The following is a 15,922-nucleotide window of genomic DNA, read 5'->3' as shown; positions in this document are numbered from 1 at the left end:
ATTAATAAGGGACCTCCTCTTCGTCGTCATTCTGATCAGTATTCTTAGTGTCAGGAAGAAGCGAATTTTGTTGACTAAGTAATTCGACAAAACTATACCAATTAGAATTAAGCGCTGTATCCTGAGTATGGGCGAACACCAAATTAAAAGTTCTATCTGGGAAAAACTTATCTCCAAAATTTACTGATCTAGTGATTTCAAATTGTTCGAAAAGCTCAGGTGATATATACGCTAGAACTTCAAATGTTCGATAAGCCATCGCATGAATACCAACAGAATGAACACTAATCGTTTCGTCAGGCATATACATATCCATTGAGTTTTCAATGAGATAACTTCGTCCATTTGGGCCAATATTCCATATCGCAACGCCCGAAGGTATGACCCCATTAAATTCAGAGGCAGCTTGTTTAAGTACAATCTTTTTTTCACTTAGATTATTTAATTTTCTTTGCCTTAAAGGTGTGTTATTCGAGATAGAGGGGAACAGATTTTCAAGTTCGTAGAAGGGAGAATTAGGGATTATTTGCATAAGCCATAAAAGTCTGTTTAAAGAATAATCTCTGTGAACTCTAATGGAATTAGAATTTGTCATTGTTGAATCACGCCTTTCTTATTATTTTGGTGTAATAGTTACAGTTTTGTAGTCAGCCGTAAGTACTATGAACAGTGCTTTTGACACAATTCGTTAGTATTGCACTATATTCAATGAAACTATCATAAATGAGTAGTGTAATGACTAGTCGAACAGTCTGAATGTATCAAAATAGCTTAGGAAAATTTATAGGAACAAATCATTGCTGTTATTGACTCTATCTAAAAAGGTTTATGAAAATAACGTTAATGATTAATAAAATGTATGTTATCATAAGTCGATAAGAATTTGTATACGGATTTAACAATGATCAGGATAGGGGTAATTGAAGTGGACAAAAATAACGAGAAAAATCTAACGACTGAAGCAGAACTGAAAAATACAAAACAAGTTTCAAAGATCAAAAATATGTTTGGTACTTTTAGAAATTTTACGACATACAAAAAGTACAGTTCATATAGAAATTCGAAAGTAGCCGCATTATTTTTAGTACTCATATTTGCCATAATGTTTATATTGTTACTCATTGGAATTTTGCCAATTAACTTTGTGTTACTTGTCAATTCTCTTATCCCTTTAGTAATTATTTTCATTACATTTGGTGGCAGGAATCAGCGACAAATTGAACGATCTAACGTGGTCTTATTGAACAAATATATTAAGCAGACCAATGAAAATTTTTCAGGAATAAAAGTTTTTTCTGTAACTGATTATCCTGTTCAAAATGACGAACGTAATTGGATACTTTTTGATATATTTCCAGCGAATATATTGTTTTCAAAATTATCATTTGAAGATTTTGAAACAATGTTATTAGAGACAACTCGCGCAATTAGCTCGTTGAACGAGCAACTTTCAGTTCGTAATGAGCCAACATTAAATGTGGCAATTCCGCTATCAAAAAAATTAATAAATGACAAAATGCCTCTCGCTAAAGTTGATTTTAATTATTCTATGCCTGGCAAAATGTACTTCATATCCTATGGTTCATTTCTCCCAAAATTTCTCAAAAGCGAAAAGAATTCAGAATTGCAAATGTATACAATTATATAAATCTCAAAGGAGTGACAAAAGTACGAATTTTGTCTGCTAATGAATAGCCCTGACAAAGGGCTTTTTTTAATGTGATTAATCACCATAGTGTTATATAATTGTTTTTAAAAGGTTATTGAAAGATTGTAATATGATAAAAAATTTAAATGTTTTAGAAGCGAATGATTTGATTCAGCAGTACGATAATAGAGTTGTTGAAGAAGTATTACCTGTTTTTCGTGTAAATGTTGAGTATTATCGACAGAAATTGGAATCCATTCTTGTAAAAAATTCTAATTCGTATTCGAAAGAAAGTGTTCTGTCTATTAACAGAATGATCTCTAACGTTTTTGTGGAAGGTGGGAAAAGAGCCATTGAGACGTTAGCAAGATTTGGAACTTCATACGAATTCTCTGAGAAGAACAGCGCAATCTCCAGTCTCGGTTTTTTCTCAATTTTTGAGAAGAAAACTTTAAAAGCTAATAACCAGACAATTATTATGGCGTTGACTGATAACGTTATGAACAACTTAGAGAGTACCTCAGGAAGATACAGTGACTATTCGGAATTTACGCACTATGTTATTGGTATTTTTAATTTGGGTGTGATTTCTGGATATCAATTTTACAGACATGTATGCTTCTCTGAGCAAATTATAGGTCTTGATTCGTTAATTCCAACTATGAGCATAGGACGTGTATATTCAACTGATACCGTTGTTAGGGATGATGCTTATGCCAATGCTTTATCTTCGCTAGAAAACGGAGATTCACTTTTCTCTATCAATGTGGTGAACAAGACAATTATTAAAGATGACTTTCTTAATCAGATGGACAATAAATCACAGTATTTGATGGAAATTATAAACGGCGGTCCATTAGATGAAATTGATCTAAAATTTTTAGTTGCTCAATACGCAAATTTGCTAGATACGGATAGTGAATATTTTGAAGTAAGAAAAATATGATGCGGGGGGAACATGGGAAAGAGAATATTGCAGACTATCATGTCCTACGAATCAGCTGAATATTTTAGTAATAAGGTCAATAAGATGCCTTATTCTGGGATGTTTATGATGGTACAAAACATTACATCACTAAGTAGCTATGTGAGCATGGATGTTGAAACAAACGATAATACCGTTGTGTTGGTAAATTTATTTGAAGTATCGGATTTAAGAGATGATATTCTGATTTCTTTTGACAAAATTCGATCTAAATCTGATAGATTAGCTATTATTTCAGACGTTGAAAAATTAGAGTCCTTTGGTGATAATTTAGTTGATTTTTCATCACTCGTCACCGATGTGTTTATAGTGACGGACCAAGGTATTCAATTTGAAAAGATATTGAATCAGTTAAATAAACCGGTAGCAAATCAAAATAAGAGTGCGGTTCTTGATATTTTGAAAAAAAGATATGTAGACAAGAAAGATGAGCCTAAAAAATTGCTCGAAACAAAGAGCTCAGAAAATTTGCTTAAAGCTGAAATTGAATCGTCAAGGGCACCGTCTGCAAGTTCTCCGGAAAATAGCGAACTTACAAAGAATGAAACAGTAAAACAAAAGAACCCAATAGAATTAGCACCTAAAAAAGAACCCTCAAAAGAACCTTCAAAAAAGAGATCACCACGTATCAAGAAATTGCAGCCAACGGTAGTCAAACAGCAATTTTTTCTTTCAAAAAGGCTGTTTACTTGGGTTATTGGGTTAGTTGCTATTCTTATTATTGCCTTGCTACTAATTAACAGGAAACCTTCAGAACAAACACTAATCAATCAGGGTAGGTACGACGAAGCAATTGGCTATTATCATGATGCTAATAAGATCGAAGACTTGGTAATGCAAGATAGTAGTAAAAATAATAAGCGACAGATTTTGTTACAGAATAAAAGATTAAATGAAAGCAAATACTATAATTTGGATCTTGCATTTCTAAACCAAGACTACGATAAAGTGATTGCCTTGGTTCCGAAAATGAACCTTGATGATGCTGGTAATACTAGATTGCAATATATCGGATATTCATATATGAAAAAATCAAACTTGGCCAAGGCTGAGTTGTATGCTGAAAAGTTGAATAATTCTAAGTTAAAGGAAATGATCAAGGACAGGCAAAATGCTTACACTCAGTTGAATAAAATAGAACAGGGGCTGAACGGTAGTCCATCAGATGAACAAAGAAAAGTATTAGAAGATTACAAAGGTAAGATTCAAGATGCTTTAGCAAAACAATAAGGAGAAGTAGATATGCCATTGAAAGATTTGAATAGAAAAGGGCCAAGGAAGGCAAGTACGAAAAAGTCTTCAAAGGTTGAAGTTCCAAAAAATTCAAAAAATGTAGATCGAAAGATACCAAATAAAAGAATTGATAAATCAAAGCGAAAGCTCGTAAAGCCTACGAAAAAAGTCGCAGTAAGTGGTGCAGGACTTGCAGCTATTTTGTTGATTGGCACCGGAACATTCGCCATGCATCAGGGTAGTGACAATAGGACAGAGAAAACAGGTAAGAACCAAGATTTAGGAATATCGGAATCTCACTCAATTAGTAAAATAACGAAGTCTGATGGAAAAACTAAGAAGGTTAAGAAAGATAATAACAAGTTAGCATCAGTCTTAAATGGTGAATCAACTAATGACGATTTGAAAAATCTTTTGGATCCTACCAAACAAAAGAAAGCAATTGGTTCAAATTTTGAAGGAGATAGTTCACCAAAGACATTATCTGATGTTGTGAAGGACGTATTAGGTAATAAGTCTGACTCAGATAAAAAGCCAGAGAATAACTCCGAACAACTTGCTACAAATGGACAACCAAATAAAACTGATTCTTTGGGAGTTGTTAAAGAATTGCAAAACAATGATAATGTTAGTTCTAAAGGCGATCAACTATCAATCAGCAAACCAATCCCTGGTAGCGATGGTCAATCAATGTCTAATGCTGACGGGGAGGGAGCTAAAGGAGGCAATAGTAGTGGAATAGTAACGGGTGGTGGAATTGGCGGAGGAACTGGTGAAGAAAATGAACAAGGTAAACCATCAACTTCTGCGGGTGATGACAAAAATCATGGGTCACAGACAAGCAATGGTACATCGGCCGACTCTGCTGCCCAATCACAAGCGAATAGCATAGCTCAAAGTATTGCAGATAGCCAGTCAGTAGCAAATTCAATAGCGTCGTCAAACGCTGCTTCAATTACGGAGAGTCAACAAAAGTCTGCGGAGATCGCTAAGAGTGAAGCGGCCATGTCAGAATGGGCAAACTCCTATGTAAATTCAATTACTGGTGCAGGTAAGACAAACAGCCAGCCCAATAGTTCTCAAGGTAATGTGGACATAGCAAAGAGTATAACTGACTCTGTTAATGCATCCTATGAGGCGGCACATAAAATTGATCAATCAGTACAGACAATACAAACAAATCAATATGCGACAATTCCGACTGCAGAGTCAGCTGTAAATTCTCTTGAGTCCCAGGCTGTATAAGAAAGTTCCAATTAGAAATAATTGGAACTTTTTATTTTGTAAACATTATTTTAAATAATAGTGTTTACAAATCGTGTGTGGTGTAATTATAATGATAATATAATCTCGGTTCTCGAAAGGTGGATTTTACACATGAAGGTAATGATTGATGTGAACATAGAACAACTCGATCAAATGTTGCAAAATGTTCTAAAAAAAATGAGGTCCATGAAAGTAGATGATAATTCTTTACCAGCCGTACTCGGCATTAGTGCCGATACATTAGAGACTTACCTAACTGGTATATCCCCAAAAATTCGTATTAAGAATTTGTATAAGATAATTATGTTGAATAGAATTTTTGACAATATGAACGATGAAGGTTTATTAAAGTACATTTCGTGGAAGTTAGAATATGAAACAAACACTAAGGCGCTGAAGCAGAATTATTTCGAAAGTTTTCCTAACACGTTAGAGGCAAATCGATCAGAGGAGTTGTTACAGCATCTTATGGCAAAAAAGAGAAAACTTTTTGAAACTAACGCTGAGCTACAGCGCAAAATTGAAATAGCTGAAACACCGTTGAAATTTACAATTTCACAGTATGAAACCGCTAGAGTGAAAGTTTCTGAATATAGTTCATCTGAACTTTCTAATAGATTAGACGTTAGTCGCGTAACGGCAGGTAAACTAGTTAAAAGTATAAAAGAAGAGCCAAACGACTCCTCGCTGACATTATCCAGAATTAGTTCAATAAACGAAAGACTCTAGTTAAAAAAAAGAAGGTAATAAAATGACAAATGAAATCTCTAAAGTATTTCAATTAACTGATGAAGAATTCGAAAAATATTCGGCGCAAAAGACCAATAAAACTAAGCAAACAATCTCAATTACAGACTATGTGCAGATGAGAATTGATGAGAACAACAGGAAATTAGATGCAGAGAGAGCGAAAAAAGAAATAGAATTTGCCTCAACATTGTTGGAAGAAGTCAATAAGCTACCAGATTTCATTACTGTAGAAGCTGATATGATACTTCCGGAAGTAAATAAAGCAACAATTCAGAAATTCGCGCCAAGAAGTGATATGACTGATATGGAACTAGAGAGTTGGGGATTAACAAGAGCCGATGTAGTAAATTTGGAGATTGGGCGTTAATACTGAAGCCTAAAACATTTAAGAAAGAGAAGGCATTATGAATCAATTGAACGAAGAATTAATTTTGCAGTATCTTGAAAAACATGCTAACCACCATCAACCTATGTTTGTAATCCCGAATAATGTTGATTCAACTTTTGGAGATCGCGCAGAGAAAACTTACAGTATGATCGACGAATATAACCAAAAATATTTTGAAGAGTATGTAGATGAAAAAAATGATGGACTGGTGCACCCAGTATTCCAAACAGAAGATTTAAAAAATATTGATCCATTTGAAAATGAATTATATTACGAGGTAAGTGAGTTCACAATTGATAATTTATCATCCATCATTAAACAAATAATTCTTAACGAGATTCAGATTTCTGAATTATCCAGTGAGCAAGAATTGGAACAACTTGTGAATTATTTTAAGAATGATTTGCTAAATTACGAAGGCGTTTGGCAAAGGACTACAAGATTGCACGTATAAAAAGACAACATCAAATTATGATGTTGTCTTTTTTATATCACAATATAACCAATGGATAACTTGTTATAATATAAAGTACAACCTATTAAAAGTCAAGGGAGCATCGAAGTGAAGATAAAGAAGAAGAAAAAATCCTATATTGCTTCGGCTGTAGCGATCACCATAACAGTACTTATTGTTGTTCTAACGGTTATCATAGTATGGATTATATTAGGAAACAATCAGTCCTGTGATACAAGCTCGACAAGTGGTGGAGATGCCACTTTAGTTAATGCCACGGGAGATAATGCTAAGGATGTTTATAATTTTTGGATAGCACAAAAATTTACTCCTGCTGCAGCAGCGAGTGTCGTGGGTAATGTAACACAAGAATCACAGTTAGATAGTTCTGCGTCGAATGGTCAATACTGGGGAATCTATCAAGCACCTGAAAGTAAGATAAAAGCATTTGCCGCTAAAAAAGGTAAGTCAGCAACAGATGTAATGCTACAAAGTGAGTTCATGTATGAAGGTTCGGGTAGTGGCGGATATGGTGTATCAAATAAATCAAAATTGTTGAAGTTATTGAGATCAACCAAAGAAATATCAGGGGAAAACGGTGGTGCATTTATGTGGTGGTCTGACGTTGAGATAGGTAATTCTGATAGCGTTCCATCTTTATATGATTACCAACAAAATTTTATGTCAAATACCTGGCAAGGTGGAAACGGGCATGGAACGACACGTGTTTCAGCAGCGGAAGCTGCGTATAAAAAATTTGCAAGTTCCACTCCAGCAACAGGCGCCCTAGGTGATGCAGAAGCCGGTGCTGATATAAACGCAAGTAGTAATCAAGCAGCAACTAATTCGGGTTGTTCAGCAGTTTCTGGAAACGGGCAAACATCCCCATATGTATTTGATAAAGACGAAAAAGGCATAATTTTGACTGCTGGTATCAATGATCCGAATCATGGTGGCCAACATGACGGTTGGGATATCAACCCAATTGCCCATCCCAGCGATCCAGTAGGACAAGGAATCTATTCAGTTACTAGTGGACAAGTTATTGGAATGAGTGAAGGGGATGGGGTCTCACAGATGCCATACGTCACAGTTAAAAATAACGATATGATTGTGCAATATCAAGAATTCAAGATATCGAGTGTACCTTCAAATATACAAGTGGGATCAAACATTGAAGCAGGAGCTCAAGTGGGGTCGATGGGTTCAATGGCCAAAGATGGGAATCCATACGTGACCCTTCATTCTGCATCGGGTGGTGTAATTGCAATTTCTATGGGTAATCACTTGCACATTTCATCATATAAACCAACGGCAACAGGAGCAAATGGAAATGTTGCACATTGGGGCGCTACAGCTCAATCAAATGATCCGGGTTCGGCAATATTTGGTTTGAAAGATGGGCTGACATCTGTGTCGGGACAGACAACATGGACTTGGGATAAATTAAAGTCGTCAGATGCAGAAAAGAAATAAATAAAAGGGGATGTATTTGTGAATAGTAGAAGAAAAAATTCAACAATGGTTTTATTTGTAATTTCACTTGGTATTTTTTTAATTGCCGGAATTTCAGACGGGGTACTTCATAATTCGGTTAGAAACATGAAAAATAAAGTTAGTACACAAAATAAAAAGCAGATTAGCATAAAAGAAGAAATTGAAAGTATTAACAATGATCCTGACAAAGGATTAATACAAGCAAGAACTGCGACAAAAGAGCTGCTGAAATTCACCTCAGATTCATCTTCAAACCCATCAACAATCGATCAAGTTAATAAAATAAATAATTTCATGTCACAAGATTTATATTTTCAACCAACTCAAATTCAACAACCATTAATAGGAGGCAACGAATCAGACTGGACTTATTATTATCGATTATCACGTGGAAAATATTTATGGATCTGGGTTAAAAGCAACTTGGATAACAACACAAGCGTGAAGGTTAAATATAATACTGTAACGAATAAGATTATAGGATTCGAGAAAGTTCAGGCAACATCATGAACAATAAAACATGGACGAACATAATTACTGGTTTATTGCTTATCTTGTCATTAATCTTTTGTTTAGATGAGTTTCGGATTAAAAATGAGCTGACTAATGAAACAAAAGAGTATCAAATGCTAAAAAATTCAAACAAAGATTCCAGTAAAAAACTCAATTTACTTATGGAAGTTCCAGATACTACGGACAGAAAGCCTGTAGAACTAATAAACTTAGTAGCAAAAGAAGCCTATAGTTGGCATAATCAGCGAGAGTACCTGGAAAACAAACAGAAAATCCAAAAAATATTGAATAGTTCAGATGATTTAAATGAGCTAATGCCTAGTGACGAAGATACAGCGGGACAATCAATGATAAATAATTTAAATTTGCGTTCAAAAGTCACTAATGTATTTATTTATAAGTTGCCTGAAAGTAATGATAGTAAAAATAAAAAAGAATATGGTGTAGTGATATCGTACTTAGCTACAACTCCAACCAGTGTCAACGCACTTTCAAAATCAACCTTAACAAAAAGTACCGAGTATAAATTTGAAATAAATAGCAAGGAAAAAATGGTAGAAAGTGTAGAAAGAGTACAAGGATTTAGAGAAGTACTTAACAAAGGTAAAGTGAATTGAGTAGTCAATCTTAAGAATAGCTTTAAAATATTTGAATAATGGAGTAAACTTTCAATTATGAAATAATCATAGTTTTATTTAATGTATATATTAATTAACCCCATTAGGAGATTAGTAATGAGTAACGTAAGTGGTTTAAGCAATATCCCAGAGCATGAAATTAACAGCCAAGATTATACAGACAGAAAATCATTTGAAAGTCATTTGAGTGATATTTTGACAATTGGTATCGAAAGTGTTCAACAAATCAATTGGATAGATAGATTCTCAGAAATAGAACTTGGAATATATGTTTTGATTGTTGAAAGTGATTTGTTAAAAGACACCAGGTATTTGAGTGTTACGGATGAACGTACCGGTGAAAACATTCACTATATCAGCGTTGAAAATACTAATGACGTTTCATTTTTGGAGATGATGGGTATACCACTTTTTGCTTTGTAATATTGGAGTAGATTATGACTAAGTCACACAATCAAGGAATAGAAAACGCAATGGATCTTTTGATGATTAGTGTAGTATTTGCTATTTGTCTGGCGATCATTGCTTCAATTGAACTGGTTACGAGCATTTTGTGAGTACAAAGGGAGTAAAACATTGAATAAAAGACTTTTACTTGTGCTAGGACTGATTTTAATGGCCTGTGCGAGCGTTTTATTTACGGTTTGGCATGTTAATGCTACACACGTTAAAACAGCTAGATTGGCTGATTACGCCTTAGAAAGCAAGGAAGAGAAAGTCACTATATTATTTTATCGAGATGATTGTCCATATTGTTCTGCACTTATGCCTTACATTGATGAATTAGAGCACAAAACTAGCGCACAAAAGATAATCAGAGTTTCAACAAATAACCAGCCAGGGAAAAGTTTAGCTGTAAAATATAAGATAAAAACAGTGCCAACAATGATTTTGAGTTCGGAGCCGACTAAATTATATAGTGTGACATCAGGATCACCAAATAATGTTAAAGTTGATCGTCAATTGGTGGACAGGTTGGTCAAATAAAAAAGGAATGGTAAAAAAAATACCATTCCTTTTTATTTGTTTTGAAATAGGAGTAATTTACCTGCGAAACTAATATTCTTAGCGCCCGATATATCTTTATATTCGACAATGTTCTTCCAACGTATCAACATGGAACGGTCAACACCAAAGTCATCAAAAATTTCTTTTGGTGATAGTCTGGCAGTCCTTGCTAAAAAGGTAGACAACAAATCAAATATGTAATTTGTATCTTTAGCTTCGTTTTCAGAAATGGATTTACTACACTGTAAAATTCTATTGATTTCATTATTGTTGATTAATGTTAAATATAGGTCAATAACTTTGTGAGCGGGAATACTCCAAAGGATTTGTGAAGTTGGCCCAAATTCTGAAATTCGCGACTGTGCATTATGGATCGTTTTATCCCAAAGTTTGAATGTGTAAGTTCCTATTTTGTTGCTTTTTAAAAAAGTTGGAAGAGGAGAGTTAATAAAATCAACGACTTGTTTTGTTATTAGGATCAAGTCTTTAGACGTTTTCTTCTCATCCGATATATTTCCCATAAATCTGATAACTTTTGAGTACAGTGCCCACGTAGGCTTTTTAACTTTGGCTTTTTCGAGTCGATACAGGGTTGATATAGGTAGATTAGTTAAGTCTGCTATCTCCGCAAAAGAAGATGCCTGGTGTTCATGTATTAGCCATTCTCTAAATAGATTAAATTGTGATTTTAGGCGATCTTCAATAGCGAAGTTTGAAATTGAAGTCTCTAAGTTCTGATTAAAATTTATCGCCATGTTATCCTCCTTAATTCACTAGTCTAATTAATTATAGTATTTCTCGAGTATATATGAAATAGACTCTATACAACCCGGTCTGCAAGGGATAAAGCAAATACCTGCTGTCTTTGACATTAGAAATACTCATAAGGCAGGTTGGATCTTATCATAGAAATAACACTAATCAAAATAGATGTTTTTAAGTGATTTAGTCAATTTGAGAATTGTAGAAATTTGTAACTAGCTGAGTGTTTTTTAAACCTAGTTCTTTTTTTGTAATGGGCATATTCAGCATTTTGATTGCAGACAATTGTTTAAACAATGATTGGTCAATTACATGATCTTTTGGGTAAAATTCCAGGAAATAATTGGCCATCATTAATAATGAGCGTTCTTTATTTGAAGACTTTTGATCTTCTGTTTTGTCTGGAATTACGTCTAATAATTCATGGTCCGTGATATACATAAACAACGCTAAAGGTTTATTCGCATCTAAACGATCGAAAATATGACCTGGTGTTACCGCGGTTTGGTATTTTCTATTTAGAGCTTCATAAGTAACAACCCAGTTTACATCCAATATGGTTCGTAGATCTTTCGCGTAGGTAGTAATTTGATCTTGAGAGAGTTGTAATTCAAACAATTTTGGTATTATTTGTTCGATTTGTTCTACATACATTTTTACTTTAGCAAAATGCTCATCAGCTTCCGCTACGTAGATAATCGCCTTCTTGAAGGTATTCCAGCTTGGACGTGGTGTGGTTTTTGATGAGAGGGTTGCTAAAGCTAATTTTGATATGCCTGTGATCTTTTCTAATGAGTAGTAGCTTTCAACTTTTGTTTGAAATTTTACGTAAGCAACAAACATATCAAAGGCTTGTAATAATAACTGAATGCTTTGATGAGATTTAATATCTTCTTCATTCAGTTTTCTGTAAGTTTTCGCCATTTCATCCCCTGCGGTATTAAATGAATTGTATCTAATGTAACATGTTGATTTGACTCAATAAAATATGTGAATAGTATCTAATTATTACAATATTATTTGATAATGCAGAATTTGGCAAGTTTATAACTTCAATTGTGAATTAATTATACAAAGACAGAAAAAATAAAACAAAGAAAAAAGCTGATAAGAATTAACTTATCAGCTTATCAGCCCAAACACACATATTCTGAAACTTGTCCGCCGGTGAGAGTTGCAGCTCTTACCAACTTCTTTACAACAGGTATAATAACATAGACTAAAGAAAGAAAAAATAAATAAATTTTTTTGAAATTTCTAAAATGAACTCTAATAAGCTATAATTAAAGCTGTAGCCAAAGGAGTAATTACCTGGAGGCTATGGCAAGTTATATGGAGTATGCACTCACACTACTCACCAAATTCTCTAAGACTGGTGGTGAAGAGATGATACTAAATATGAGAGGTTTATGGTTTGGTCGCGTTCGCAATTGCAACGTCTATCATTCTTGGTGCAATAGGTATCTTGGCAATCAATTTGTCAAAAGCTTATTACACAAAGAAAAAAGCCGATTATCAGTTCACTAAGAACAAATAATCGACTAACCAAGATACTCTAAGACTTGTCCGCCGGTAGGAGCTGCAACTCTTACCGGTTTCTTTGTATATGTATATTATACATTGCGTTCATGATACACGCAAGTAAATTAGGTGAAACACCTATTAAAACTATGACCGTTCGTCAAATATAAATTAATCTTACATAGTCCAATGAAACGATGGGAGTCGATGAATATGTATTCGAATCTCACAAACATTCTGGAATAATGACGGTCCTGAAATGATCCGGATAGGAAGGGATTATGTGTATATTGATTGTTCTAGTTGCCACGGCAACCTCAATCATTCTAACCGCATTAGGAAAATTTGTAATTCAAATTGCAACTGCCTATGCGATAAAGAAAAAGCTGATAAGAATTAACTTACCAGCCCAACACACATATTCCGAAACTTGTCCGCCGGTAAGAGTTCGCACCTCTTGTCGGCTTCTGCGCATACATCCTATCATGTGCGTTACGTAAAAGCAAACTACTGGGTACTAAGACAGTAGCCAAAAGGGGTTATCCGAAATTATCATAAAAGATAGATGAAAGGATAAAATGTTAGTATTAGGACAAATACTCGGAGTAGGCCATAGATCTAATATTAATTAAAAGTAACTTAGCGTTAAAGGACTATCTTTAACGCTAGGTTACTTAAACTTAGACTTTAAAGCCCATCTAGTTTTAAGAATTAACTAGATGGGCTTTAATCTATATAAACTCATTATTCTTATTTGAGTTTGGTCAATAATTGATTTCGGATATGAGGGTCCAAATTTGCAAGGTCAATATTATCTGTTTTCAATTCATCTTTCATTTGGTCGCTAAGATTGATGTTGTTATAAATGATAAATTTTACTAAACTGTTATCAAAACCGAACCTATTAGAGTAAGTTTTTACAGTTTCCAGATATGGTTTCGCATTGTTAAAGTCCAGCATGTTCGGCCACAAATTTTTGTCATCAATTAAATCCAAGTCCAATCGTCTCTTTACTTCTGAATTTTGAAGTAATAAATGCTTCCAATCAACCCTGAAATCAGGATCATTGAGTAAGCCAACAAGGTCCTTTAAACGTAACTGTCGAGTATTCAATAACCATTTTGCAATTGTTGATATACTTTCGGCTTTATGGATATCAATCTGTTTTTTATGTAAAATTTCAAGTTTTACATTAATTGGCAATGTCTCGAAATTGAGTATACTCAAATCAAAGTTAAAAGTTAATCTTGTAGCAATAATTTTAGAATAGATAGAATTGTCTTTATTTATCATATTTTCTACAAAGTCAGTGCTCTCAGAAAGCGCAGTGTTGATCAAAACTTTAAAATTATTGGTATCTTCATCATCATCTTGATTTTTCGCAAGCCAAATCGCGTAATCTAAATTTAATATCTGCTTTAACCCATAATCTCTTGGTCTCAACTCTTTACTAAGGCCTGGAAGATCTGTCATTTCGGCAGTGTCTAAGTTTAGAGAGCCTTCAGTATTCAGATTCTGTAAAAATGCGATGTGATCTTTTTTGCCATAATAATTGTTTATTATCTTTAAGTAATCGAATGTGATGAAATCATATTGGACTAAAGTTTTCAATAGCACATTGATTTTAAATCCTTTACTTTCAAAGTTTTCAAAATCGAACGCAGATAATCTTTTTTGGCGAGTTTCATTTATTTTTAAATCAATTGTTTTAACACGATTAGCCAGATTTTCGAGTTCCTTGTCGGTTAAGTTACCATTATTATTTATATCCCAGTTTTTCAAAGTAATCTCTTGTTTGTCATGCTGCAATTGTATTATGGTGTCTGTTGCATCCCGTTTGGCACCTTTAACTATTTCCGCTAGGATTCCTTTACCATTCTGTAAAACATCAAATTCAGCGGGAAATAGGTTTTTAAAACTAATTAGTGACAGCAGTTCTTCATATTTATCAAATTCTGAAAAGTTATAATAGAATTCGAACTCGTTCTTTATATTTTGTAGTAGCCTGTAGTCAGATATATATTCGCCAAGTATAGTTGCTAATCTAAATGATACCTTAGGAAACATTGTTCTAATTTTTTCATACGAATTTCCAGTTGAAATGTAAGGCACAACTGGAATTATTAAATCAAAAAACTTTACCCTTTCTAGTGGGTCTGTGAACATAGTGTCCCTTATTAAGTAAACAAATTGCCAATGCATACTTTTTTGGCCAGAAACTCTTTTAGCATTGAGCTTTATATTTAATTCCCTTAGTTTGGTGAAGATTGATAAATCTTCGAAACGATCTAAATCTTCAATGACAAGTATTCGTTTCTTAGATCTCTCAAAAATATAACGCATTTCGTCTGCGTACTTTTCAAAGAGATCATCACCTGCCAGCGAAAGTTCTGCTTTGACATATTTTGATAGTAAACTAATTTTACTAAATTCAATGTTTGCTAATATGTTCCATAATAACATCAAGGGAATGACGACTATTGCGATATTTCTAAGGAATTCTAAAACACTAAAAAACGTCCTCAAAGTCTCTGCACTAAAACTTAGCCGACCAGCAATTACTTTGGCATTGCCATAATATGGCGTTAAATTGAGAAATAAACTACCAACCAAAAGAGCTAGTGTCAAAATTTCAAGTTTAGTAGATTTATTTAGCCCTTTTTTAACCTTGAATCTTGTTAAAGGAATTCTATTAGGATCAATTTGATAGATAATTTGATTGATCATACTTGCAAAAACATTCTTGGCTTCTATAACCTGATCGTCATTGTCATTTTTTTTGACAGTATCAATATATTTATTTTCATTGTTCAATCCATCTTTTTCGTTAAAAGTTGCTAAACTCACCCTAAGTATTTCTTTTGAATACGCAGATTGTTCAAAAAAAGAGTTTACGATTGATGACTTTCCACTCCCGTAACTACCTGAAATTGCAATATTATCAATTGAGTCATTTTCGAGTGCGTCGTTCATAATATCTTTATATCGGTTAAGTGTGTCAGTATCAACTGATCTAGGAGCCAAAGACTCCATAGTATGAGAATTGCGAATCATTTTCACTCCTATAATTAACTTGTAACTTGTAAAATCCTATCATTATATCTAATAGCTGATGTTCACTCTTAAAGATGCTGTTGGCTTGGCGTTAATCTAATAATATACTCTATACATTGTTCTCCGATTTCTATGGCATTAATTTAGTCGCATTCAAAGAATTCTTTTGGTACATGATAATATATCAACCCAACCTACCAATATT

16 protein-coding genes are annotated in these 15,922 nt (G+C 33.8%); 12 read left to right on the top strand and 4 right to left on the bottom strand.

Annotated elements, in window-relative coordinates; translation table 11 throughout:
- Nucleotide 1 precedes the first annotated feature (1 nt).
- On the bottom strand, nt 2–595 hold the full coding sequence (locus ESZ50_RS11810; RefSeq protein WP_222860786.1) for a hypothetical protein: 594 nt from the start codon (nt 593–595) through the stop codon (nt 2–4).
- Nucleotides 596–925: 330 nt separating this feature from the next.
- On the opposite strand from ESZ50_RS11810, the gene ESZ50_RS02500 reads away from it, so the two are divergent.
- The 12 genes from ESZ50_RS02500 to ESZ50_RS02445 all read left to right on the top strand — a co-directional run bounded on the left by ESZ50_RS02500 (nt 926) and on the right by ESZ50_RS02445 (nt 10,359).
- Entirely contained in the window at nt 926–1,648 is a 723-nt protein-coding gene (locus ESZ50_RS02500; RefSeq protein WP_148622030.1) for a hypothetical protein, read from the top strand.
- 130 nt (nt 1,649–1,778) lie between these two features.
- Nucleotides 1,779–2,594, top strand: coding sequence for a hypothetical protein (locus tag ESZ50_RS02495; RefSeq protein ID WP_148622029.1), 816 nt, complete (start codon nt 1,779–1,781; stop codon nt 2,592–2,594).
- Nucleotides 2,595–2,606: 12 nt separating this feature from the next.
- On the top strand, nt 2,607–3,863 hold the full coding sequence (locus tag ESZ50_RS02490) for a hypothetical protein (RefSeq protein ID WP_148622028.1): 1,257 nt from the start codon (nt 2,607–2,609) through the stop codon (nt 3,861–3,863).
- 12 nt (nt 3,864–3,875) lie between these two features.
- The gene (locus tag ESZ50_RS02485) at nt 3,876–5,111 is read left to right on the top strand and encodes a hypothetical protein (protein WP_148622027.1); all 1,236 of its coding nucleotides are present in this window, start codon (nt 3,876–3,878) and stop codon (nt 5,109–5,111) included.
- Nucleotides 5,112–5,243: 132 nt separating this feature from the next.
- The gene (locus ESZ50_RS02480) at nt 5,244–5,861 is read left to right on the top strand and encodes a hypothetical protein (protein ID WP_148622026.1); all 618 of its coding nucleotides are present in this window, start codon (nt 5,244–5,246) and stop codon (nt 5,859–5,861) included.
- Between the two features lie 22 nt (nt 5,862–5,883).
- Nucleotides 5,884–6,249, top strand: coding sequence for a hypothetical protein (locus ESZ50_RS02475; protein ID WP_148622025.1), 366 nt, complete (start codon nt 5,884–5,886; stop codon nt 6,247–6,249).
- A 37-nt stretch (nt 6,250–6,286) separates the two neighbouring features.
- Nucleotides 6,287–6,724 (top strand): hypothetical protein, encoded by a 438-nt coding sequence (locus tag ESZ50_RS02470; RefSeq protein ID WP_148622024.1) that lies wholly within the window; start codon nt 6,287–6,289, stop codon nt 6,722–6,724.
- A 108-nt stretch (nt 6,725–6,832) separates the two neighbouring features.
- Nucleotides 6,833–8,200 (top strand): phage tail tip lysozyme, encoded by a 1,368-nt coding sequence (locus tag ESZ50_RS02465; protein WP_148622023.1) that lies wholly within the window; start codon nt 6,833–6,835, stop codon nt 8,198–8,200.
- Nucleotides 8,201–8,218: 18 nt separating this feature from the next.
- Entirely contained in the window at nt 8,219–8,731 is a 513-nt protein-coding gene (locus ESZ50_RS02460; RefSeq protein ID WP_148622022.1) for a hypothetical protein, read from the top strand.
- Nucleotides 8,728–9,351, top strand: a complete 624-nt coding sequence (locus ESZ50_RS02455; RefSeq protein ID WP_148622021.1) for a hypothetical protein — start codon at nt 8,728–8,730, stop codon at nt 9,349–9,351. The genes ESZ50_RS02460 and ESZ50_RS02455 overlap by 4 nt, the downstream gene beginning before the upstream one ends.
- A 117-nt stretch (nt 9,352–9,468) precedes the next feature.
- Nucleotides 9,469–9,795 carry a hypothetical protein gene (locus tag ESZ50_RS02450; RefSeq protein ID WP_148622020.1) on the top strand — a complete coding sequence of 109 codons (327 nt, stop codon included), beginning with the start codon at nt 9,469–9,471 and terminating at the stop codon, nt 9,793–9,795.
- Nucleotides 9,796–9,948: 153 nt separating this feature from the next.
- A complete protein-coding gene (locus ESZ50_RS02445) occupies nt 9,949–10,359 on the top strand; it encodes a thioredoxin family protein (RefSeq protein ID WP_148622019.1) in 411 nt (136 codons plus the stop codon).
- A 32-nt stretch (nt 10,360–10,391) separates the two neighbouring features.
- Here ESZ50_RS02445 and ESZ50_RS02440 read toward each other — a convergent pair whose 3' ends face one another.
- From ESZ50_RS02440 to ESZ50_RS02430, 3 genes are all read right to left on the bottom strand, one after another.
- Nucleotides 10,392–11,135, bottom strand: coding sequence for a helix-turn-helix domain-containing protein (locus ESZ50_RS02440; RefSeq protein WP_148622018.1), 744 nt, complete (start codon nt 11,133–11,135; stop codon nt 10,392–10,394).
- Nucleotides 11,136–11,325: 190 nt separating this feature from the next.
- Complete coding sequence (locus tag ESZ50_RS02435; RefSeq protein WP_148622017.1) at nt 11,326–12,066, bottom strand: hypothetical protein; 741 nt, start codon at nt 12,064–12,066, stop codon at nt 11,326–11,328.
- A gap of 1,347 nt (nt 12,067–13,413) precedes the next feature.
- Complete coding sequence (locus ESZ50_RS02430; protein ID WP_148622016.1) at nt 13,414–15,717, bottom strand: YobI family P-loop NTPase; 2,304 nt, start codon at nt 15,715–15,717, stop codon at nt 13,414–13,416.
- Nucleotides 15,718–15,922 lie beyond the last annotated feature (205 nt).

It is taken from the genome of Weissella muntiaci, from assembly GCF_008107635.1.
GTDB lineage: Bacteria > Bacillota > Bacilli > Lactobacillales > Lactobacillaceae > Weissella > Weissella muntiaci.
The sequence above is the reverse complement of the archived record's forward strand: the minus strand, read 5'-3'. Positions and strand labels throughout refer to the sequence as shown.